Consider the following 22,200-nt stretch of genomic DNA (forward strand, 5'->3'; position numbering starts at 1 on the left):
TCCATGTCCACGACGATTTCGCCGCTCGCGCCGAAGAAATACCCCAAAATGCCGGAGATCGAAGGGGTGCGCATCGCCACCGCCGAGGCAGGGATAAAGTACAAGAGCCGCACCGATCTTTTGACCATGGTCTTCGATGAAGGCACCGCGGTCGCCGGCGTGTTCACGAAATCGAAATGCCCTTCGGCGCCGGTCGATTTCTGCCGGCAGAATCTCGGTGCAGGCAAGGCCCGGGTGCTGGTCGTCAATTCCGGGAACGCCAACGCCTTCACCGGCAGGAAAGGCCGCGAGTCGACCGCGCTGACCGGCGAGGCGGCGGCGAAGGCGGCCGGCTGCACGGCAGCGGAGGTTTTCCTGGCCTCGACGGGCGTCATCGGCGAGCCGCTCGACACCAGCAAATTCAGCCACCTGCTGGCCGGGCTGGTCAGCAACGGCAAGCCCGGGCTGTGGACCGAGGCGGCAAAGGCGATCATGACCACGGATACCTATCCGAAACTGGCGACTGCGACCGTCAAGCTCGGCGATACCGAAGTCACCATCAACGGCATTTCCAAGGGCGCCGGCATGATTGCGCCCGACATGGCGACGATGCTCTCCTTCATCGCCACCGATGCGCCGATCGCCGCCCCCGTCCTGCAGGATCTGTTGTCGCGCGGCACGGCCAAGACCTTCAACGCGGTCACCGTCGACAGCGACACGTCGACCAGCGACACGCTGCTGATCTTCGCCACCGGCAAGGCCGCCAAGCGCGGCGCGCCTGACATAACCGATCCCAAGGATGCCCGTCTCGGCGCGTTCCGCCGGGCGCTCGGCAAGGTGCTGAAATCGCTGGCGCTGCAAGTGGTGCGCGACGGCGAGGGCGCCCGCAAGCAGGTCGAAGTCACCGTCACCGGCGCCAAATCGGCGCGCTCGGCCAAGCGCATCGCGCTGTCCATCGCCAATTCGCCGCTGGTCAAGACGGCGGTCGCCGGCGAGGACGCCAATTGGGGCCGCGTCGTCATGGCCGTCGGCAAGGCCGGCGAACCCGCCGATCGCGACCGGCTGTCGATCTGGTTCGGCGACAACAGGCTGGCGCATGAAGGCGAGCGCGACCCCGGCTACTCCGAGGCCGCGACGTCGGCCTACATGAAGCGCGACGACATCCGCATCCGTGCCGATATCGGCATCGGCCGCGGCAAGGCGACGGTGTGGACCTGCGATCTCACCAAGGAATATGTCGCCATCAATGGCGATTATCGGAGCTGACGGTTTTGAGCTCCAGGCATCCGGCAAGCATGCTCGCGATCGTACGCCGCTACGAGGCGGCCGGCTTTCGCGCCTGGCCGGCAGCCGCCGTCCACTATGACGGCACCTGGGTGGTGCGGCTGACCGCCGGCCATCCGGCCAAGCGGCTGAACTCGGTCAATCCGCTCGATCCCGGCGATATCATGCACATGGCCGACCGTATCGGACGGGCCAGCCGCCGTTTCGATGCCTATGGAAGGCCGCTGACGTTCCGCATGTCGCCGCTGTCGGGTCCCGATCTCGCCAGCCATCTCGACCGCGAGGGCTGGAGCCGGTTCGACGAGTCGCTGGTCATGCGGCTGCCGCTGGCCGGCGCGCAGCTCGACGCCGCCATGGACCAGATTCCGCTCAAGGACATCAGCCGCTTCATCGGCGCGTTGCTCAAGGTCAGCGGTTCGGATGTTTCGCTGCGCCCCGGCCTGTCAGAGATCATCGGCGCCATCCAGCCCGAAGCCGGGCTGTTCGCGCTCGAAGATGGAGCCGAGGCACTGGCAACGCTTATCTGCGTGCATGACGGCGATCTCGCCGGCCTGTTCGAGGTCGCCACCGACAGATCGGCGCGCAACAAGGGCCATGGCCGCAACCTGATCCTGTCGGCGCTCAAATGGGCGCGGCTGCGGGGCGCGCGGGAAGCCTGGCTGCAGGTCGAGGCCAACAACGTGCCGGCGCTGGCGCTCTACCATTCGCTCGGCTTCGAGGAAGTCTATCGCTACCACTACCGCCGGCCGCCGGGTCATGAATGATGTCGTGACCGCCGGCAAACGCCTGCTCCTGGTCGCCGCCTGCGCGCTGGTCGATGCCGACGGCCGGGTGCTTCTGGCGCAGCGGCCTCAGGGCAAGCAACTTGCCGGATTGTGGGAATTTCCCGGCGGCAAGGTCGAGCCCGGCGAGACGCCGGAACAATGCATCATTCGCGAACTGCATGAGGAAATCGGCATCGAAACCGACATCCCATGCCTGGCGCCGCTTACTTTCGCCAGTCATTCCTACGACGATTTCCACCTGCTGATGCCGCTGTTCATTTGCCGCCGCTTTCGCGGCATAGCCCAGCCCAGGGAAGGGCAGACGCTGAAATGGGTGCGGCCGAAGCAGATGCGCGACTATCCGATGCCGCCGGCCGATGCGCCGCTGATCCCGTTCCTCATCGATCTGCTCTGAGGTTCGCGTCCGGTCGCTTCCTGCCGAGGCGTGTATCAGCCAGCGTTAATGGAAGATTTATCTCGTCGTGAAAAATTGAAGCATGGCCGTTCGCGGCCGAGCCGTCGATTTGCCGGGGAGCGATAGCATGAGCCTAGACAGGGATTGGGACTCGATCCGGCCCGAGCGCGGTTTTCGCGCCGCCGATGCGGGCATGGGCATATTGCGCATCACGCTGCTGTTCGGTTCGGCCGCGGTGGCGCTGGCGCTGATTGCAACCCCTTTCCTCGACAGCCAGACACGCTCGCTGTCGGCCCGTGATGGTTTCGGCGGGCTTGACATGGCGGCGACAGGCTCGATCGGCCATCGCGAAACCTACACGCTGCGCCGCAGCGTGCTGCAGCCGCAACCGAGCTCGGTCTGCATCATCAGGTCCAATGGCAGGAGCAGCGGCGACTGCTGACATGGTTAAGAGATTTCGGAAAGGCGGCGGTTTCATCGCCTGTTAAGCCTTTGCCGTTAACCTTTCTTAACAGGTCGGCGGTAAGGTCCCGGACAGAGGGGTTGAGGCCATGAAAGCAGTGCTGCTGGGTTTTCTGAACGACGAGACCGGCGCCACGGCCGTCGAATATGGCGTCATCATCGCCGTGCTGTCGCTGGCCATCGTCGGCGGTATCGGTGAGGTCCGCGACGGGATCATCTGGCTGTTCAGCGACAACAACAGCAAGCTTGCGAACGCTTTCGCACCCACGCCCTGATCCGGCTTTCCGCGCCTGCGGGCAGGATCATTGCCCGCCGGGCGCCTCCAGGATTGTTCTCAGCGAGACCTTGGCCGACCCTGGCTTAAGCGGTTTTTGCTGCGATGCGTCGGGCGCCCAGCCGGACATCCAGACAATCGAGAAACTTGCCCTCACGCGGCCGTCGGGGTCGGAAAACCGCTCGGCGTAGATTTCCGCCGCGCGGGCAAACAGCTTGCGCGAGCCCGGCCGCCGGCTGCGATCGGTGAGCGCAGAGGTTTCGCCCATGGCCCGCAGATCCGCCATCAGGTTGAACAGGCTGGCATAGCGCACCGTCACCGTCTCTACGTCGGCGACCGGCAGAGCGAGACCGGCGCGCTGCAGCAGCGCACCGGCATCGCGCACGTCGGTAAACGGGGCGACACGCGGACTGGCGCCGCCGTAAAGCTCGGTCTCGGCCGAAAGCAGGCTTTCGCGCAACTCGAAAAGCGTACCGGCGCCGGCAAAGGCGCCGAGGAAAAGCCCATCCGGCCGCAACGCACGGCGGATCTGGATCAGCATGCCGGGGATGTCGTTCATGGCCTGCAGCGACAGAAGCGACACCGCCAGATCGAGGCTTTCCGCTTCGAACGGCACGGTTTCGAGCGGTGCGATCAAGCCGGCGCCGCCACCGCTCAGGAAGGCCGTGTCCGCCTCGACGCGGACGATGTCGGCGACCTTGCCGCTTTCGGCGAGCGTTTCGGCTGCTGCCGGCGTCTGGCAAAACAGCACAGCCGCCTTGCCGAACCTGCGCTCGACGGCACCCAGCCGGTCGGCAAGGTCCTCGGCCGTGCGGCGCATGAGGAAGTCCGCACCGTCGACCGGATGAGCAAGGGCGCGCCGCTTGTGCGCCAGCCACAGAGAGGTATCCATTATCGGCTGCAACGGGCAGATCCTTTGTTTGTCCACGCTCCGGGATCGTTGATATAGTGGCGCGCAGGAGCAACCACGTGGCCGATCCGATGCCCAAGATCAAGTCCATCGCGATCACGAACCTGGCGCGGTCGGTTGTCGGCTGGCCGGCGCGTATGCTGTTTCCGCCGGTCTGCGCCGGTTGCCGCCGGCATGTCTCGCAGCCAGGCGTGCTGTGCGGCGCCTGCTGGCCGAAGCTCAGGCTGCTGGAGCGGCCATGGTGCCCGGTCATGGGCACGCCGTTCACCCATCATATGGGCGAAGGCTTTCTGTCGGCCGAGGCGATTGCCGATCCGCCGCCTTTCGAGCGGGCGCGGGCGGCGGTCGCCTATTCCGGCGTTGCCCGCCAGATGGTGCAAGGGTTGAAATACCAGGATCGCACGGATCTGGCACCATGGATGGCGCGCTGGATGGTGCGTGCGGGTGCCGATCTCATCGCCGAGGCGGATGTGGTGGTGCCGGTGCCGCTGCACTGGCGGCGCTTTTTCAGGCGGCGCTTCAACCAATCGGCGGAACTGGCGCGGGCGGTCTCGGTGCTCAGCGAACTGCCCTTCGCCCCCTCGGCGGTGCGGCGCGTGAAACTCACCCGCCAGCAGGTCGGGCTGGAGCGCAGCGAGCGCGAGGAGAATGTGCGGGCGGCCTTTCGGGTACCCGCCGAGGCGGAAATCGAGATCGCCGGCCGCAGGGTGCTTTTGATCGACGATGTCTACACCACCGGCGCCACGGTGCGTTCCGCCACCAAGGCGCTGAAAAGGGGAGGTGCGGCCGCCGTCGACGTGCTGACCTTTGCCCGTGTGTTGCCGGGGGACTTTCGGGCGGACGAGTCCGCGACTATATAAGTCGGCAACGAACAGCGGAAATTCGTCATGGCCGATGTCACGATCTACACCCGTATGATGTGCGGCTATTGCACGGCAGCCAAGCGGCTGCTCGAGCGCAAGGGCGTCGTCTTTACCGAGCACGATGCCTCCTTCTCGCCGGAACTGCGCCAGGAGATGATCTCACGGGCGCATGGCCGCACGACCTTTCCGCAGATTTTCATCGGCGATACGCATATCGGCGGCTGTGACGACCTCCACGAGCTGGAGGCCGAAGGCCGGCTGGACAAACTGCTCGCCAACGGCGCGACGAATTAAGGGAATGACGATGGGTGTTTTCAAAGCCGCTGCGATCCAGATGCGTTCAGGCGAGAGTCCCGAGCGCAACGCGGTCGATCTCGAACGGCTGGTGCGTGAAGCGGCAAGCCAGGGCGCGACCTACATCCAGACGCCGGAAATGACCGGTGCGCTGATCCGCGACAAGGAAGCTCGCGCCGCCTCGTTTACGTCCGAAGACAAGGACATCGTCGTTTCGACCGCGCGCAGATTGGCCAAGGAACTCGGCGTCTTCCTGCATATCGGCTCGACCGCCATCCTGCGGGCCGACGGCAAGCTCGCCAACCGGGCGCTGCTGTTTGGCCCGGATGGTGCTGCGCTCGCCACCTACGACAAGATCCACATGTTCGATGTCGACCTCGACAATGGTGAGAGCTGGCGTGAATCCGCTGCCTACGAACCGGGCACCGAGGCCGTCGTCACCGAGATCGAGGGTGCAAAGCTCGGCTTTGCCGTTTGCTACGATTTGCGCTTTCCGCAATTGTTCCGCGCCGAGGCACTGGCCGGCGCCGATCTGCTTTCCGTACCTGCCGCCTTCACCCGTCAGACCGGCGAGGCGCACTGGCACGTGCTGCTCAGGGCCCGCGCCATCGAGAATGGCGCCTATGTCATCGCCGCCGCGCAGGGCGGCCTGCATGAGGATGGCCGCGAGACCTACGGTCATTCGCTGATCGTCGATCCGTGGGGCCGTATCATCGCGGAAGCCGCGCATGACGAGCCTGATGTGATCGTCGCCGAGATCGACCCGGCGCAGTCGCTTGCCGCGCGCAAGAAGATCCCCAATCTCAGGAATGCGCGGGATTTCGCCGTCAATGCCGGCTTGGGCGAGGCGCCGCGGCTCAGGGGTGCAGCCTCTTGATCCGCTTTGCCCTGATCTGCGAGCACGAGCACGAATTCGAAGGCTGGTTCCGCAGCAACGACGATTTCGACACCCAGAAGAAGCGCGGCTTTGTCGATTGCCCCACCTGCGGCTCGCACAAGGTGCAGAAGGCGCTGATGGCGCCGGCTGTCTCCACGGCGCGCAAGCAGGAAACCATAGCGCTCGCCATGGGCGAGGCGCAGAAGCAGGCTTTGGCACAGCTCAAGGCGATGGCCGAGAAGGTGCGCGAGAATGCCGACTATGTCGGCGACAAGTTCGCCGAGGAAGCGCGAAAGATCCATTTCGGCGAGAGCGACCCGCGCGGCATCTATGGCGAGGCGACGCTGGATGAAGCCAAGAGCCTGGCCGAGGACGGCGTCGAGTTCATGCCCATCCCGGTGTTCCCGGACGATCGCAACTGAATTCCGAGGGAGCTTTGCGCGACCCAGAAGCGATTGAGCCGGAACGCAGCATAAGAGCCGTCGTTGGCCGGTTGGCCCGCTGGGCCGCCGTGAAGCTTAGCGGTACCCGAACGGTCGACGGATTGCTCATCATCAGCGACAAGGGCACCGACAAGATCGTCGAGGCGCTTCAGCTTATTCGTGATTTTGATCCAGTGCGCTACAGACGGCTGCTTGGTGACGTAAGACAGGTATTCGTCACAACCCTTCCTGCTTCAGTCGCGCAATGGGCGAACTCCTCCAAGGCGTGCGAATTGGACGAGCGCCATATCATCAGCGAAGAGACGACGCCGGAATTGGTCGCTTCGATTATCGTCCATGAGGCCACCCACGCGCGGCTTATGCGATGCGGTATCGGCTACGAAGAGGCGTTGCGGGATCGCGTCGAGCAGGTCTGTCTGCGTCGAGAAATAGCCTTTGCGGCCAGATTGCCGACAGGAAAGGGCCGGGGCCAGCAAGCTGAAGCGACACTTGAGGCCATGCCGGACTTTTCCGACAAGGCGATGAGTGAGCGAAATCTCAGTGGTTTGCGAGATGCTCTGCTCTACCTCAACATGCCGACCCGGCTTGTCCACCTCACCGTATCATACCAGCGCTGGAAACACCGGCGCCGGTTCTCGCGGCAGCCTATGAACTGACCGGCTAGAGCATTTCACCGTTTCGCGGAAACGGCGAGCTGCTCTAACTATTTGTTTTGAAGCAATTCTAGGCGGAAAACTTTTCCTAGAATTGCTCTAGCCCATACTCCCGATCAATTTCTCAAGCAGCCGAGAGAGCGTCTCCTGTTCCGCCGGCGTCAAGCCCGAGAGAACCTCGTGTTCGTTGGCCACGTGGGCGGTAACGGCTTCATCGATCAAGGCCAGGCCCTTGTCGGTCAGCCGCACGACAATGCCGCGCCTATCGTTGGGATGCGGCCCGCGCAGGATCAATCCGGACGTTTCGAGCCGGTCTAGCCTGTTGGTCATGGCGCCGGACGTCACCATCGTCGCCTCGTAGAGAGCGGTCGGCGTCAGCGCGTAGGGAGAGCCTGAACGGCGCAGCGTTGCCAGCACGTCAAATTCCCCGGACTGCAATCCATAACGGGCAAACAACGGCGCCAGGCGCTCGCGGGCGATCAGCGAGGAGGCCTCGTTCAGCCGCCCGAGCACACCCATTGGCGAGACATCCAGATCGGGCCGCTCCCGCTTCCATTGCTCGATCGCTCTTGCTGCCCTGTCCAATTGTCTCACCATCATATATCTTGACGTTAAGAATCTTTCCATTATCTTATCATAACATGCAATGCCGGCCAAGGGCCGCGCTACAGGATTCGGTCAATGAAACTTCTCTGGGATTCGGCGCTCGGCCTGCTGGTCGTCACCGGCGGCCTGCTCGGCCTGACGCTGCCGTTCGGCAAGCTCGCCACGGCTGCCGACGTGCCGGCCATGGTCTGGGCCTTCGTCATCTCGCTCGGCGCCGGCGGGGTCTTGCTGTGCGTGCTCCTGGCTCGCGGCAAGCGGGTCCGGCTCACCGCGCACAAATTGCGCTATTTCTTCGTGACTGCCGCGGTGTCCTATGCTGTCCCCAACCTCCTGATGTTCTCGGCCATCCCGCATCTGGGCGCCGGCTACACCGGCATCATGTTCACCCTGTCGCCTGTCATCACACTGGTGTTCTCGATCCTGTTGCGTGTCCGGCGCCCCAACATGCTGGGCATTGTCGGCATCGCCGTCGGCTTCGTCGGCGCCGTCATGGTCGCGGTGACGCGCGGCGAGGCCGGCCAGCCGGCCGATTTGTTCTGGGTAGTGATGGGTTTGCTCATCCCGGTCAGCCTTGCCGTCGGCAACATCTATCGTACGGTCGACTGGCCGGACGGCACCGGCCCGATCGAGCTTGCCGTCGGCAGCCATCTGGCGTCGGCGGCGATGCTGCTTGCCGGCATTCTCCTCCTGTTCGGCGGCGAGGCTTTCGCGCCACTCGGCGGCGTGCCACTGGTGGTCATCGCGCAGGTCGCGTCGGCGTCGGCTATGTTCGCCTTCTTCTTCAGGCTGCAAGCGGTTGGCGGCCCGGTCTATCTCAGCCAGATCGGTTATGTCGCGGCGGCCGTCGGCCTGTTTGCCGGAACCATCTTCCTCGGCGAGCACTATCAGCTGCTGACCTGGGCAGGCGCGCTCATCATCACCGCCGGCGTGTTCATCACCACCAGGGCACAAAGCCAGAAGGCGTGAGCGGTCGCAAGGGATCCGAATCACCTTCGCGCCTGGAGCCGATTTCACCTGAATTTGTATCCAGATCTGCTTTATCTTCCTGTTTGAGCGTGATCTTTTCCGAGGACCGTTCCCTTTTTGGAATCGTGCTCTGGAGCAAGCCATGAACGAACCGAAGACATCAGAGGCGACTGCTGTCGATGTAGCTGATTTTCGCGCCGCGATGCGGCTGATCGTCGGCAATGTCAGCGTCATCACCGCCGGCACCGGCGAGGATCGCTCCGGCCTGGTGGTCATTTCGGTCGTCTCGCTGTCGGCCGAGCCGCCCAAGGTGATCGCCTGCGTCAACAGGTCGTCGTCGACCTGGCCGGTGATCGAACGCTACCGGCATTTCGGCGTCAATTCGCTTGGGCCCAAGCATCAGCGCGTGGCCGAGCGGTTCTCCGGCTTTGGCGGCATCAAGGGCAAGGACCGCTATGAGGGCGCCGAATGGACGACGCTCAAGACCGGAGCTTTACTGCTTTCGGACGCGGTGGCCGCCTTCGACTGCAGCCTCGACGAGATGATCGATCGCGGCACGCATTCCATCGTCATCGGCTCGGTCGAGGCCGTGCGCACCCACGATGCCGGCCAGGCGCTGATCTACTGGCGCGGCGGCTACAGGCCGCTGAATTCTGAATAAGGCCAGAATTCAGAATAAGGTCAGACTGAGCCTTTTTCCGCCAGGACCATGTAGTTGACGTCCATGTCCTTCGAGCGTGCCCAGCGGTCGGCCAGCGGGTTGTAGGTGACGCCGGTGCGGTCGATGATGGTCAGGCCGGCGCCGCCAAGCGCCTTTTCGAGTTCTTCCGGGCGCACCAGCTTGCCGAACTGGTGGGTGCCGCGCGGTAGCCAGCGCAGCACATATTCGGCGCCGATGATGGCTAAGCCCAGCGCCTTCAGCGTGCGGTTGATAGTGGCCACGAACATGACGCCGCCGGGCCGCACCATCTCGCCGCATTTGGCGACGAACAGGTCGATGTCGGCGACATGCTCGACCACTTCCATGTTGAGGATGACGTCGAACTTTTCGCCGGCGTCGGCAAGGTCCTCAGCCGTCGTGGCGCGATAGTCGATGCTGACATTGCCCTCGGCGGCGTGCAGCTTGGCCACTTCGATATTGGTTTCGGAGGCATCCGCACCCACGACTTCGGCGCCAAGCCGCGCCATCGGCTCGCACAGAAGTCCGCCGCCGCAGCCGATGTCGAGGATGCGCAGGCCCTCGAAAGGCCTTGCAGCGCGCGGGTCACGGCCGAAGCGCGTTGCTATCTGGTCGCGGATATAGGCCAGCCGGACCGGATTGAATTTGTGCAGGGGACGGAACTTGCCGTTCGGGTTCCACCATTCGGCGGCAAGGGCGGAAAAGCGCTCCACCTCTCCGGCATCGATCGTCGATCGTCGGGGCTCTGGCATGGGTTGGTCTCCTCGACACTACAGCGCCGCGCGTCCTCTTGGACGCGCAAAGGACGCTGTAGCACTTTAGATTCTGCGCATGATCCTTTCCGAAATCGACTTCGATTTCGGGGTCATGCGCTAGGAAGTCGGGCGTGAGGCCGCGAATGTCAAGGCAACAATTTTCGATGCTGCCAAGGGGCTGACAGAGTGGCCGACCTACTTCGTGCCGAGCACGTCACGCAGTTTCGCCGCCAGTTGCTCGATGGTGAAGGGCTTGGCGAGGAAATGCACGTCGTGGTCGAGCACGCCGTTGTGGACCACCGCGTTCCTGGTGAAGCCGGTGGTGAAGATCACCTTCAGCAGCGGCATGCGGGCAACGGCCTCTTCCGCCAGCTTGCGGCCGTTCATGACGGGCATGACGATGTCGGTGAACAGCAGGGCGACGTTCGGGTTCTCCGCCAGTTTCTGCAACGCTTCCTCGCCGCTCGCTGCATGAATGACGGTGTATCCGAGTTCTCGTATGGCCTCAGTCGTGGAGACCCGCACGCGGGCATCATCCTCGACGACAAGGATCGTTTCGGTGACCGGTGCGGCGGTGTTGTCGCCTCGCCGCGTGGTCACGGCCGGCTCTTCGGCGCCGAAATACCGCGGCAAGTAGATCTTGATCGTCGTGCCTTCGCCGGGTTCGGAATAGATGTTGACATGGCCACCCGACTGCTTGACGAAGCCGAACACCTGGCTCAACCCTAGGCCGGTGCCCTTGTTGACCGCCTTGGTGGTGAAGAAGGGTTCGAAGGCCTTGGCGATGACATCGGGGGTCATGCCCGAACCGGTATCGCTGACGGCGATCATCACATACTGGCCGGCCGCGACTTCGGCATGGGCGGCGGCGTAGCTGTCGTCGAGATGGCTGTTGGCGGTCTCGATGGTCAGCTTGCCATCATCGCCCATGGCGTCGCGGGCGTTGACGGCCAGGTTGAGAACGGCGTTCTCGATCTGGCTCGGGTCGGCATGGGTTTTCCACAAGCCTCCCGCCAGCACCGTTTCGATACGGATGGTTTCGCCGAGTGCCCGCCGGATCAGGTCGGACATCCCGGTCAGCAGACGGTTGGCGTCCACGATCTGCGGCGCCAGCGGCTGCTGGCGCGAGAAGGCGAGCAGCCGGGCCGTCAGATTGGCGGCACGGGTCGCGGCATCGATCGCCGCGTCGATGAATTGTGCGATGTCGTGCTCGCCGCGCGCCAGCTTGCGCTGGGCGAGGTTCATGGCGCTGATGATCACCGCCAGCATGTTGTTGAAGTCGTGGGCGATGCCGCCTGTAAGCTGGCCGACCGCCTCCATCTTGTGCATCTGGCGGATCTGGGATTCGGCCTTTTCGCGAGTCTCGATCTCCTTACCGAGGGCGACGTTCTTGCGCACCAACTCATCCTGGGCGACGGCCACCTCACGGAAGCGGCGGCGCGATTCCCTGATCGCGTAGCCGGCAAGCAGGAAGATCGCCAGCAGCGCCGCCAGCGAACCGATGCGTAGCCAGGCCTCGACCTGGTCGGTATGCGCGTCGCGCGCGGCGACGGCTGCGGCGCTGATGCGTCGGACCGTATCCATGCTGGTCCGGATTTCGTCCATCACGGCCTTGCCCTGGCCGCTGCGAATCAGATCCAGCGCTTTCGTCGCATTGCCCTGGTCGTACAGGGCAATCGTCTCGGCCAGTTCAGCCTGCTTTTGCGAAAGCGCGTCCTTGATATGGTTGATCGGCTGGACGAGCTGGTCGTCGGGGGCGGTCAAGCTGTCGATGTGGGCAAGTTGGCCCGGAATGGCGCCGACAGCGCTCCGATAGGGTTCGAGATAGGATTTCTCGCCGGTCAGCAGGTAGCCCCGCTGGCCGCTCTCGGCTTCCTGCGCCAGAGAAAGCAGACCCGAAAGCAATTGCTGATATTCGATTGCCTCGCGCGCGGCGGCGCGGTTGGCCCGCTGTTCCTCGACCAGCATGGCGCGGCTGCCGACAATCAGCGCCAGCACGGCGAAGCCGGCGACAAGCGGGAGCGATTGCCATCGCATGGCACGTCGAAGACGAGCAATCATCATCTGTTATGCCGAACCAAAAGAATTCCCCGCAGGCTGCATTTCGTAGGCGGCGGCGGGGCGGAAGGCAATATGCCGGCTTCTGGCGCCGGCAATCGGCCGCCAGCCTTGCGAAACCTTCATCATTTGGCTAAGGAGGCCGCGCATTCAGCGGCCGGCGTCAGCCGGCCTTCCGCTTTTCGGGATTCCGGCTTTTGGCCGGGATCCGGCTTCAGGCAAAGGCATTTCGCTCCCATGGCGCGCATCGTGATGAAATTCGGCGGAACCTCGGTCGCCGACATCGCCCGCATCCGCAACGTGGCGCGTCACGTCAAACGCGAGGTCGACGCCGGCCATGAGGTGGCGGTGGTCGTTTCGGCGATGGCCGGGAAAACCAATGAACTGGTCGGGTGGACGCGTGAGGCCTCGCCGATGCATGACGCACGCGAATATGACGCGGTCGTCGCTTCCGGCGAGCAGGTCACGGCCGGCCTTCTGGCCATCACCTTGCAGAACATGGGCGTGCATGCCCGCTCCTGGCAGGGCTGGCAGATCCCGATCAAGACCGACAATGCGCATGGAGCGGCGCGCATCCTCGACATCGACGGCGCGTTCCTGATCAAGCGCTTCGGCGAGGGCCAGGTGGCGGTGATCGCCGGGTTCCAGGGCATCGGCCCGGACAATCGTATCGCCACGCTCGGCCGCGGCGGCTCCGATACCAGTGCTGTCGCCATAGCCGCGGCGGTCAAGGCTGATCGCTGCGACATCTATACCGACGTCGACGGGGTCTACACCACCGATCCGCGCATCGAGCCCAAGGCGCGGCGGCTGGCCAAGATATCGTTCGAGGAAATGCTTGAAATGGCCTCGCTCGGCGCCAAGGTTCTGCAGGTGCGTTCGGTCGAGCTTGCCATGGTGCACAGGGTGCGTACCTTCGTGCGGTCGTCCTTCGACGATCCCGACGCGCCCGGAATGGGGGATTTGCTCAATCCGCCCGGAACGCTCATTTGCGACGAGGAAGAGATCGTGGAACAGCAGGTCGTCACCGGAATTGCCTACGCCAAGGATGAAGCGCAGATTTCGCTGCGCCGGGTCGGCGACCGGCCGGGCGTTGCCGCCGGCATCTTCGGGCCGCTGGCCGAGGCCAACATCAATGTCGACATGATCGTCCAGAACATTTCCGAGGACGGCAAGTTCACCGACATGACCTTCACCGTGCCGTCGGGCGATGTCGACAAGGCGCTGGCCGTGCTTGAACGCCTCAAGGCTTCGATCGGCTACGATGTCGTGCAGTCGGAAGCCGGCATGTCGAAGGTTTCGGTCATCGGCATCGGCATGAGGAGCCATGCCGGCGTCGCCGCCACCGCTTTCAAGGCGCTGGCCGACAAATCGATCAACATCCGCGCCATCACGACCTCCGAGATCAAGATTTCGATCCTGATCGACGGTCCGTATACGGAACTTGCGGTTCGTACTTTGCATTCCGTCTACGGTCTGGATAAGCAGTAGCGAGAACGATTTGAGTTGTTGCGTGTGCGCCGGTCGCGGTGGAAACTGCGGCGGGCAGAATGCCCATTGGAGAAGAAGCCGCGATGCGTGATCAGGCCAGTGGCCCGCGCGTTTTGCTCAAACGGCTCCGCGAGCTCATGCAGGAGCCGCTGGAGCCGCAGGAGCGGCTTGACCGGATTGTGCGCGACATCGCCTCCAACATGGTCGCGGAAGTCTGCTCGCTCTATGTGCTGCGCGCCGATTCGGTGCTCGAACTCTACGCCACCGAAGGTCTGAACCCGAACGCCGTCCATTTGGCGCAGTTGCGGCTGGGCCAAGGCCTGGTCGGCACGATCGCCGCCAGCGCGCGGCCGCTCAACCTCTCCAATGCGCAGGAACACCCTGCCTTCGCCTATCTGCCGGAGACCGGGGAAGAGATCTACAACTCGTTCCTCGGCGTGCCGGTGCTGCGGGCAGGGCGCACGCTGGGCGTGCTTGTGGTGCAGAACAAGACCATGCGCCATTACCGCGACGACGAGGTCGAAGCGCTGGAAACCACGGCAATGGTGATCGCCGAGATGATCGCCACCGGCGATCTGGCGCGGCTGACCCGGCCCGGCCTTGAACTCGATCTGCGCCGTCCTGTCAGCTTCACCGGCCTGTCCTTCAATGAAGGCGTCGGGCTCGGCCACGTCGTGCTGCACGAGCCGCGCATCGTCGTCACCAATCTGTTCAACGAAGACAGCGAGGAAGAGGTCCGCCGGCTCGAAACCTCACTCAGCTCGCTCAGGCTGTCCATCGACGACATGCTGGAACGCCGCGACGTCGCCTTCGAAGGCGAGCATCGCCAGGTGTTGGAAGCCTATCGCATGTTCGCCAACGATCGCGGCTGGGTGCGGCGGCTGGAAGAGGCCATCCGCAACGGCCTGACGGCCGAAGCGGCGGTGGAAAAGGTGCAGAGCGACATGCGCGCCCGCATGCTGCACATGACCGATCCCTATCTGCGCGAGCGGATGAGCGATTTCGACGACCTCGCCAACCGCCTGCTGCGCCAGCTGATGGGGCGCGGGCCGGAAGATGTCGCCGCATCGCTGCCGAAGGATGCCATCATCGTTGCCCGTTCGATGGGGGCCGCCGAGCTGCTCGATTATCCCCGCGACAAGATGCGCGGGCTGGTGCTCGAGGATGGTGCCGCGACCAGTCACGTCGTCATAGTCGCGCGTGCCATGGGCATTCCCGTCGCCGGGCAGATGAAGGGCGCCGTTTCCATGGCGGAAAACGGCGATGCCATCATCGTCGACGGCGAAGAGGGCGTGATCCATTTGCGGCCGCAGCCCGATCTCGAGGCCGCCTACGCCGAAAAGGTGCGCTTCAGGGCGCGCCGGCAAGAGGTCTACCGCGAGCTGCGCAAGAAGCCGTCGACGACCAGGGACGGTGTCCAGGTCGACCTGTTGATGAATGCCGGTCTCGCCGTCGACCTGCCGCAGCTTGCCGAAGCGGGCGCGGCCGGTATCGGCCTGTTCCGCACCGAACTTCAATTCATGGTCGCCTCGACATTTCCCCGGGCCGAAGCCCAGGAAAAGCTGTACCGCGACGTGCTCGAAGCGGCGCGCGGCAAGCCGGTCACTTTCCGCACCATCGACATTGGCGGCGACAAGGTGCTGCCCTATTTCAAGGGTGCGATCCAGGAAGAGAACCCGGCGCTTGGCTGGCGGGCGATCCGGCTGACGCTTGACCGGCCGGGGTTGTTGCGCACCCAGATCCGCGCTTTGCTCAAGGCCAGCGGCGGCCGCGAATTGAAGCTGATGCTGCCGATGGTGACCGAGCTGGGCGAGATCGCCCAGGCACGCGAGATCATCGACCGCGAGGTGCGGCATCTCTCGCGCTTTGCCCATCATTTGCCGACCAGCCTGAAGCTGGGGGCGATGTTGGAAGTTCCGTCGCTATTGTTCCAGCTCGATGAATTGATGAAGGCGGTCGATTTCGTCTCGGTCGGTTCGAACGACCTGTTCCAGTTCGTCATGGCCGTCGACCGTGGCAACACGCAATTGGCAAACCGCTTCGACACGCTGTCGGCGCCGTTCCTGCGTGTGCTCAAGCAGATCGCCGATGCCGGCGTCCGCAACAATACGCCGGTGACGCTGTGCGGCGAACTCGCCGGCAAGCCGATCTCGGCGATGGCGCTGATCGGCCTCGGTTTCCGTTCGATCTCGATGTCGCCGGCCTCGATCGGTCCGGTCAAGGCGATGCTGACGGAACTGCCGCTGGACGAGTTGAAGGCGTTTTTCGACGACAATCTGATGGCTCCGGCACAGGGCTTGCCGATGCGGGCGCTGCTGCAGGCCTTTGCCGACGACCGTTCGATCCCATTGTAGCAGCCTCATCATGGTCAATTTGCCCCGCGATCGTATGGATCAAGTCGTCAAGCGTTTCGAGATGCTCGAAGCGCAGATGTCGGCTGGTCCGGCGCCGGATGCCTATGTGCGCATGGCGTCCGAATATGCCGAAATCCAGGATATGGTCGCCAAGGTCAGGGCATTGCGCCTGGCCGAGCGTGAACAGGCCGATCTGGAAGCCATGCTTGCCGACAAGGGCACCGATGCCGAGATGCGGGCGCTCGCCGAGGCCGAGCTGCCGGAGATCGAGGAGCGCATCGAGGCGTTGCAGAAGGATATCCAGATCCTGCTGTTGCCCAGGGATGCCGCCGACGACAAGAACGCCATTCTCGAAATCCGCGCCGGCACCGGCGGTGACGAGGCCGCGCTGTTCGCCGGCGACCTGTTTCGCATGTATGAGCGCTACGCCGCCGAACGCGGCTGGCGTTTCGAAACCGCCTCGGCCAGCGATGGCGACGCCGGCGGCTTCAAGGAAATCATCGCCACGGTGTCGGGCAAGGGCGTCTTTGCGCATCTGAAATTCGAATCCGGCGTGCACCGCGTGCAGCGTGTGCCGGCAACGGAGGCCAGCGGGCGCATTCACACCTCGGCCGCAACCGTCGCGGTGCTGCCCGAAGCCGAAGAGGTCGACATCGACATCAGGGCCGAAGACATCCGCATCGACACGATGCGCGCCTCGGGTTCGGGCGGCCAGCACGTCAACACCACCGATTCGGCCGTCCGCATCACTCATCTGCCGACTGGCATCATGGTCGTGCAGGCGGAGAAATCGCAGCATCAGAACCGCGCCAAGGCCATGCAGATCCTGCGTGCCCGGCTCTATGATCTGGAGCGCGGCAAGGCCGACGAGGAGCGTTCCGAATCGCGCAAGTCGCAGGTCGGTTCCGGTGACCGCTCGGAGCGCATCCGCACCTATAATTTCCCGCAAGGCCGCGTCACCGACCATCGCATCAATTTGACGCTCTACAAGCTCGACCGGGTGATGATGGGCGAACTCGACGAGATCATCAACGCGCTGATTGCCGATCACCAGTCGAAATTGCTCGCCGACATCGGCATCGATGACTGACCTGCCCGACGCACTCGGCCCGCTGCTGCGGGAAGCGCGGGCCCGGCTTGGCACCACTGTCGACGACCCGGCGCTCGATGCGCGGCTGATCGTCGAGCATTTTTCGGGCACGACGCGCACGCAAGCCATTGCGGACCCTGAACGCAGGCTCGGCGCCGGCATTGTTGCCGAAATCGATGCCGCCCTGAGACGCCGCGCTGGCGGCGAACCGGTGCATCGCATCCTCGGCTATCGTGAATTCTACGGTTTGCGCCTGTCGCTGTCGCCGGAAACGCTGGAGCCGCGGCCGGATACCGAAACGCTGGTCGAGGCGATATTGCCCTTCGTCAAGGCAGTTGCGGCGCGGGAAGGCGGGTGCCGCATCCTCGATCTTGGCACCGGCACCGGCGCCATTGCGCTGGCGCTGCTCAGCGTCGTACCGACGGCTAGCGCAACCGGCGTCGATCTGTCCGCAGGTGCGCTGGCGACGGCGGCCAGTAATGCCGGGAAACTGGGTCTTGCAGACCGGTTCACGGCGCTGCAGTCGGACTGGTTCGAAAAAGTTTTCGGCCGGTACCATGTAATCGCCGCAAACCCTCCCTATATAACCACGGAAGACATTGGAAATCTGCAGGACGAAGTCCGCAATTTCGACCCGCGCCTGGCCCTGGATGGCGGCGCGGACGGTCTGAACCCCTACAGAACCATCGCTGCGCAAGCGGCAAGGTTTTTGGAAGCTGAAGGCAGGATTGCGGTCGAGATCGGCCATACGCAAAGCGATGAGGTCTGCGAGATATTCGCTGCAGCTGGCTACATGCCGGGCGGTGTTTTTCGCGACCTCGGCCGAAACGACAGGGTTATTGTCTTTGAAAGGATAAAGCCTTGACGCAGTGCAAAAAAGCGCTTGGCAATGCCGGGGAATGCGGCTAGGGTCGCCTTAACCGGATGAGACGAAGCAGGCAGTGCTCTTAGCGATTCGGTTTTCCTTGGAAATAGCTGCCTTCTTGCGCAAACGATGCCCAAGCTTCGTGCGGGAATCGTCCGGCAAGTGATGTAACCGGAACAGGATGACACGTGGCGCCAACGCAATCGATGCGGGCGAACGCCGGTGAAGAGACGAAACGGCTGGCTGCATGAGCGCCTCCGTTCGTGAAGAGTTTTTCGAAAATTTCAAAATGAAGAGAGTTTGATGAGGCCACAACAGCAGAACAGGCGCATGCGCGGTCGCAACAATAATGGCGGCGGCGGTGGTAACAATAACAACAATAACAACAACAACCGCAAGGGGCCTAATCCCCTGACGCGCAACTACGAGAGCAATGGCCCGGATGTGAAGATCCGCGGTTCGGCTCAGCAGATCGCCGAAAAGTACGCCACCCTTGCCCGCGATTCTCACAGCTCCGGCGACCGGGTCATGGCGGAGAACTATCTCCAGCACGCCGAGCACTACAATCGCATCATCGCGGCCGCACAGGCGCAGATGCCGATCCAGAACGCGCAGCAGAATCGCGATGATTTCGACGATGACGGCGACGAGGACCGCGACGATTTCGACAACGGCAGCAACAACAGCAACAACAGCAACACTGTTTCCGATGCCCAGATCCCGGTGATCAACCATGGCGCCGGCCCGCAGCCGGTCATCGAAGGGACGCCGGCCGAGGTTGCGCTCAACCGGGAAGGTGGCCGCGAGGCCCGTGATAATAATGGCGGGCGCAACAATGGTGGCCGCGACAACAATGGCGGGCGCCATCGCGATCGTCGCCCCAATGGCGGTTATGGCCAGAACGGCCAGCGCGACTTTGGTTCGTCTGTGGAGCAAGGTGGTCAACCGCAGGGCAACGAGCCCCCGGTTCAGGGCGAAGCCGTTTCGCCGACTGAATCTGTAGTGCCGGCCGAACCGGCTCCGTCGTTCGAGAATCTTTCGCCGGCAGGCCTTGCGGCCCAGGCCGAACTCAACGAGGCGGCCGCCGAAAGCGGTGCTGCCCGTCGTCCGAGGCGGCCGCGCCGCCCGCGCGTCAACGCCGATCAGGTTGATGGCGGTAGTGACAATGCCAATTCCGTGGCCAACGCCGGCGAGGCGGCTGCGGCCCCGGTCGACAGCGGCAACGCCCAACCGGTCAATGTCGATATCGACAACTGATCGAACGGCATTTCAAGGCATTGAACGGCGGAGAGAAATCTCCGCCGTTTTCGTTTGGGCGGCCGTGCAATATTATGAAGTTGCCGATAGCGAGACGTCTTGAGGGTTCGGAGCTTGTGCACCATATCAGCCTCAACTGGACCCGGCTCGAATGGGCGGGTCCGTCACCGCAATCGGATCCGGTGCCGCAAAGCGGGCCGGTGATGGAAGGAGACAGATATGAACCTTGAGAAATACTCAGAGCGCGTGCGCGGTTTTATCCAGTCCGCGCAGACTATGGCGCTTTCCCGCAACCATCAGCAATTCACCCCTGAGCATATCCTGAAAGTGCTCGTCGACGACGATGAGGGCCTGGCCGCGTCGCTGATCGAACGCGCCGGCGGCAACGTTCGCGACGTCAAGCTTGGCGTCGAGACGGCGCTCGAAGCGATGCCCAAGGTCGAGGGCGGCAATGGCCAGCTCTATCTGGCCCAGCCGCTGGCAAAAGCGTTTTCGACCGCCGAGGAACTGGCCAAGAAAGCCGGCGACAGCTTTGTCACGGTGGAGCGGCTCTTGCAGGCGCTGGCCATGGAGAAGTCGGCCAAGACCGCCGACATACTGGCCAAGGCCGGCGTCACCGCGCAGGCGCTCAACCAGGTCATCAATGACGTCCGCAAGGGCCGCACCGCCGATTCGGCGAGTGCCGAACAGGGCTACGACGCGCTGAAGAAATACGCGCGCGACCTGACCGCGGATGCCCGTGCCGGCAAGCTGGACCCCGTGATCGGCCGTGACGACGAGATCCGCCGCACCATTCAGGTGCTGTCGCGCCGCACCAAGAACAATCCGGTGCTGATCGGCGAACCGGGCGTCGGCAAGACGGCGATCGCCGAAGGCCTGGCGCTGCGCATCGTCAATGGCGACGTGCCGGAATCGCTGAAGGATAAGCAATTGATGGCGCTCGACATGGGCGCGCTGATTGCCGGCGCCAAATATCGCGGCGAGTTCGAGGAGCGGCTGAAGGCCGTGCTCTCCGAAGTCACCTCGGCCAGCGGCAACATCATCCTGTTCATCGATGAGATGCACACCCTGGTCGGTGCCGGCAAGGCGGATGGCGCCATGGATGCGTCGAACCTTCTGAAGCCGGCGCTGGCGCGCGGCGAGCTGCACTGCGTCGGCGCCACCACGCTCGATGAGTATCGCAAGCATGTCGAGAAGGATGCAGCGCTTGCCCGCCGCTTCCAGCCGGTGTTCGTCGACGAGCCGACGGTGGAAGACACCGTCTCGATCCTGCGCGGCCTGAAGGAGAAGTACGAGCAGCACCACAAGGTGCGCATTTCGGATTCGGCGCTGGTGGCGGCGGCGACGCTGTCCAACCGCTACATCGCCGATCGCTTCCTGCCGGACAAGGCGATCGATCTGGTCGACGAAGCCGCATCGCGGCTGCGCATGCAGGTCGATTCCAAGCCCGAGGCGCTGGACGAGATCGATCGCCGCATCATGCAGCTCAAGATCGAACGCGAGGCGCTGAAGGTCGAGACGGACGACGCCTCGAAGGATCGGCTTGCCCGCCTGGAAAAGGAACTCGTCGGCCTCGAGGAGGAATCGACCGAGATCACTGCCAAATGGCAGGCGGAGAAGCAGAAGCTCGGGCTGGCCGCCGATCTGAAGAAGCAGCTTGACGAGGCGCGCAACGAGCTCGCCATTGCGCAGCGCAAGGGTGAATTCCAGCGCGCCGGCGAGCTTGCCTATGGCAAGATCCCGGAACTGGAAAAGAAGCTGAAAGAGGCCGAAACCCAGGACGGCAAGGCCGGCATGGTCGAAGAGGTGGTCACGCCGGATCACGTGGCCCATATCGTCTCGCGCTGGACCGGCATTCCGGTCGACAAGATGCTGCAGGGCGAGCGCGACAAGCTGCTGCGCATGGAAGACGAGATCGGCAAGCGTGTCGTCGGCCAGGGCGAGGCGGTGCAGGCTGTTTCCAAAGCGGTGCGGCGCGCTCGCGCGGGCCTGCAGGACCCGAACCGGCCGATCGGCTCGTTCATGTTCCTCGGGCCGACGGGCGTCGGCAAGACCGAACTGACCAAGGCGCTGGCAAGCTTCCTGTTCGACGACGAGGGCGCGATGGTGCGCATCGATATGTCGGAGTTCATGGAAAAGCACTCGGTCGCCCGGCTGATCGGCGCACCTCCCGGCTATGTCGGCTATGAGGAAGGCGGCGCGTTGACCGAAGCGGTGCGGCGCCGGCCTTATCAGGTCGTGCTGTTCGACGAGATCGAGAAGGCGCATCCCGATGTGTTCAACGTGCTGTTGCAGGTGCTCGATGACGGCCGCCTGACCGACGGGCAGGGCCGCACGGTCGACTTCCGCAACACGCTGATCATCATGACGTCGAACCTGGGCGCCGAATATCTCGTCAATCTCACCGAGGATCAGGACGTCGATCTGGTTCGCGACGAGGTGATGGGTGTCGTCAGGGCGTCGTTCCGGCCGGAGTTCCTCAACCGCGTCGACGAGGTGATCCTGTTCCACCGGCTGCGCCGGCAGGATATGGGCCGCATCGTCGAGATCCAGCTCAAGCGGCTGGAGAGCCTGCTTGTCGACCGCAAGATCACGCTGTCGCTGGACCAGGAGGCGGTCGACTGGCTGGCGGCCAAGGGCTACGATCCGGCCTATGGCGCGCGGCCGCTGAAGCGGGTGATGCAGAAGGAATTGCAGGACCCGCTGGCGGAGAAGATCCTGCTCGGCGACATCCTCGACGGCTCGACCGTCAAGGTGACAGCCGGTTCCGACCGGCTGAACTTCCGCTCGAAGCCGGCGATCGTCGCGGCGGAAGTGGCAGCCTGATCCTACGCCGCGCGTCCTTCCCGGACGCGCGGCGT

22 protein-coding genes are annotated in these 22,200 nt (G+C 63.8%); 18 read left to right on the forward strand and 4 right to left on the reverse strand.

Translation table 11 applies throughout. The features are described 5' to 3' along the window. The first annotated feature begins 3 nt into the window (after positions 1 to 3). From argJ to AC0L2U_RS12945, 5 genes are all read left to right on the forward strand, one after another. Entirely contained in the window at positions 4 to 1,245 is a 1,242-nt protein-coding gene (argJ, locus tag AC0L2U_RS12925) for a bifunctional glutamate N-acetyltransferase/amino-acid acetyltransferase ArgJ (RefSeq protein WP_292695169.1), read from the forward strand. A 29-nt stretch (positions 1,246 to 1,274) separates the two neighbouring features. After that, entirely contained in the window at positions 1,275 to 2,027 is a 753-nt protein-coding gene (locus AC0L2U_RS12930) for a GNAT family N-acetyltransferase (protein ID WP_127269617.1), read from the forward strand. Further along, positions 2,020 to 2,442 (forward strand): 8-oxo-dGTP diphosphatase MutT, encoded by a 423-nt coding sequence (mutT, locus tag AC0L2U_RS12935; RefSeq protein WP_127322229.1) that lies wholly within the window; start codon positions 2,020 to 2,022, stop codon positions 2,440 to 2,442. Before AC0L2U_RS12930 ends, mutT begins: the two co-directional genes overlap by 8 nt. A gap of 127 nt (positions 2,443 to 2,569) precedes the next feature. Beyond that, entirely contained in the window at positions 2,570 to 2,884 is a 315-nt protein-coding gene (locus AC0L2U_RS12940) for a hypothetical protein (protein WP_013529445.1), read from the forward strand. A gap of 109 nt (positions 2,885 to 2,993) precedes the next feature. After that, positions 2,994 to 3,179: a Flp family type IVb pilin gene (locus tag AC0L2U_RS12945; RefSeq protein WP_013529446.1), complete on the forward strand. Its 186-nt coding sequence runs from the start codon at positions 2,994 to 2,996 to the stop codon at positions 3,177 to 3,179. 27 nt (positions 3,180 to 3,206) lie between these two features. On the opposite strand, the gene AC0L2U_RS12950 is transcribed toward AC0L2U_RS12945, so the two are convergent. Continuing rightward, positions 3,207 to 4,082 carry a class I SAM-dependent methyltransferase gene (locus tag AC0L2U_RS12950; RefSeq protein WP_127809228.1) on the reverse strand — a complete coding sequence of 292 codons (876 nt, stop codon included), beginning with the start codon at positions 4,080 to 4,082 and terminating at the stop codon, positions 3,207 to 3,209. A 65-nt stretch (positions 4,083 to 4,147) separates the two neighbouring features. On the opposite strand from AC0L2U_RS12950, the gene AC0L2U_RS12955 reads away from it, so the two are divergent. Genes AC0L2U_RS12955 through AC0L2U_RS12975 form a run of 5 tightly spaced genes read left to right on the forward strand, consistent with a single transcriptional unit; the run spans position 4,148 to position 7,221 of the window. Then, the gene (locus AC0L2U_RS12955; RefSeq protein ID WP_127809229.1) at positions 4,148 to 4,948 is read left to right on the forward strand and encodes a ComF family protein; all 801 of its coding nucleotides are present in this window, start codon (positions 4,148 to 4,150) and stop codon (positions 4,946 to 4,948) included. A 27-nt stretch (positions 4,949 to 4,975) separates the two neighbouring features. Then, the gene (gene grxC, locus AC0L2U_RS12960; RefSeq protein WP_127397866.1) at positions 4,976 to 5,245 is read left to right on the forward strand and encodes a glutaredoxin 3; all 270 of its coding nucleotides are present in this window, start codon (positions 4,976 to 4,978) and stop codon (positions 5,243 to 5,245) included. Between the two features lie 10 nt (positions 5,246 to 5,255). Then, on the forward strand, positions 5,256 to 6,122 hold the full coding sequence (locus tag AC0L2U_RS12965; protein ID WP_127397868.1) for a carbon-nitrogen hydrolase family protein: 867 nt from the start codon (positions 5,256 to 5,258) through the stop codon (positions 6,120 to 6,122). Further along, positions 6,119 to 6,544 (forward strand): DUF1178 family protein, encoded by a 426-nt coding sequence (locus AC0L2U_RS12970; protein WP_023811158.1) that lies wholly within the window; start codon positions 6,119 to 6,121, stop codon positions 6,542 to 6,544. Before AC0L2U_RS12965 ends, AC0L2U_RS12970 begins: the two co-directional genes overlap by 4 nt. Positions 6,545 to 6,558: 14 nt before the next feature. Continuing rightward, on the forward strand, positions 6,559 to 7,221 hold the full coding sequence (locus AC0L2U_RS12975; RefSeq protein ID WP_127322210.1) for a hypothetical protein: 663 nt from the start codon (positions 6,559 to 6,561) through the stop codon (positions 7,219 to 7,221). A 96-nt stretch (positions 7,222 to 7,317) separates the two neighbouring features. Here AC0L2U_RS12975 and AC0L2U_RS12980 read toward each other — a convergent pair whose 3' ends face one another. Then, positions 7,318 to 7,803, reverse strand: a complete 486-nt coding sequence (locus AC0L2U_RS12980) for a MarR family winged helix-turn-helix transcriptional regulator (protein ID WP_127397870.1) — start codon at positions 7,801 to 7,803, stop codon at positions 7,318 to 7,320. A gap of 96 nt (positions 7,804 to 7,899) precedes the next feature. Here AC0L2U_RS12980 and AC0L2U_RS12985 point away from each other — a divergent pair, with 96 nt between their 5' ends. Together AC0L2U_RS12985 and AC0L2U_RS12990 are read left to right on the forward strand one after the other, a co-directional pair. Further along, positions 7,900 to 8,790 carry a DMT family transporter gene (locus AC0L2U_RS12985; protein WP_127809231.1) on the forward strand — a complete coding sequence of 297 codons (891 nt, stop codon included), beginning with the start codon at positions 7,900 to 7,902 and terminating at the stop codon, positions 8,788 to 8,790. 142 nt (positions 8,791 to 8,932) lie between these two features. Beyond that, complete coding sequence (locus tag AC0L2U_RS12990) at positions 8,933 to 9,451, forward strand: flavin reductase family protein (protein ID WP_127399347.1); 519 nt, start codon at positions 8,933 to 8,935, stop codon at positions 9,449 to 9,451. Positions 9,452 to 9,471: 20 nt separating this feature from the next. Here AC0L2U_RS12990 and ubiG read toward each other — a convergent pair whose 3' ends face one another. After that, the gene (gene ubiG / locus AC0L2U_RS12995; RefSeq protein ID WP_127809232.1) at positions 9,472 to 10,221 is read right to left on the reverse strand and encodes a bifunctional 2-polyprenyl-6-hydroxyphenol methylase/3-demethylubiquinol 3-O-methyltransferase UbiG; all 750 of its coding nucleotides are present in this window, start codon (positions 10,219 to 10,221) and stop codon (positions 9,472 to 9,474) included. A 198-nt stretch (positions 10,222 to 10,419) separates the two neighbouring features. Further along, the gene (locus AC0L2U_RS13000; protein WP_127809233.1) at positions 10,420 to 12,261 is read right to left on the reverse strand and encodes a CHASE3 domain-containing protein; all 1,842 of its coding nucleotides are present in this window, start codon (positions 12,259 to 12,261) and stop codon (positions 10,420 to 10,422) included. Between the two features lie 258 nt (positions 12,262 to 12,519). On the opposite strand from AC0L2U_RS13000, the gene AC0L2U_RS13005 reads away from it, so the two are divergent. The 6 genes from AC0L2U_RS13005 (at position 12,520) to clpB (ending at position 22,165) form a co-directional block, all read left to right on the forward strand. After that, complete coding sequence (locus AC0L2U_RS13005; protein WP_013529459.1) at positions 12,520 to 13,773, forward strand: aspartate kinase; 1,254 nt, start codon at positions 12,520 to 12,522, stop codon at positions 13,771 to 13,773. A gap of 83 nt (positions 13,774 to 13,856) precedes the next feature. Then, on the forward strand, positions 13,857 to 16,127 hold the full coding sequence (ptsP, locus tag AC0L2U_RS13010; RefSeq protein WP_027038177.1) for a phosphoenolpyruvate--protein phosphotransferase: 2,271 nt from the start codon (positions 13,857 to 13,859) through the stop codon (positions 16,125 to 16,127). Between the two features lie 10 nt (positions 16,128 to 16,137). Then, positions 16,138 to 17,217 carry a peptide chain release factor 1 gene (prfA, locus tag AC0L2U_RS13015; RefSeq protein ID WP_127266723.1) on the forward strand — a complete coding sequence of 360 codons (1,080 nt, stop codon included), beginning with the start codon at positions 16,138 to 16,140 and terminating at the stop codon, positions 17,215 to 17,217. Then, on the forward strand, positions 17,210 to 18,082 hold the full coding sequence (gene prmC / locus AC0L2U_RS13020) for a peptide chain release factor N(5)-glutamine methyltransferase (RefSeq protein ID WP_292699817.1): 873 nt from the start codon (positions 17,210 to 17,212) through the stop codon (positions 18,080 to 18,082). The genes prfA and prmC overlap by 8 nt, the downstream gene beginning before the upstream one ends. A 303-nt stretch (positions 18,083 to 18,385) precedes the next feature. Next, on the forward strand, positions 18,386 to 19,339 hold the full coding sequence (locus tag AC0L2U_RS13025) for a DUF4167 domain-containing protein (protein WP_473601998.1): 954 nt from the start codon (positions 18,386 to 18,388) through the stop codon (positions 19,337 to 19,339). A gap of 219 nt (positions 19,340 to 19,558) precedes the next feature. Then, positions 19,559 to 22,165 (forward strand): ATP-dependent chaperone ClpB, encoded by a 2,607-nt coding sequence (gene clpB / locus AC0L2U_RS13030; RefSeq protein WP_128307976.1) that lies wholly within the window; start codon positions 19,559 to 19,561, stop codon positions 22,163 to 22,165. Positions 22,166 to 22,200: the final 35 nt, after the last annotated feature.

Source organism: Mesorhizobium sp. WSM4808, from assembly GCF_055811675.1.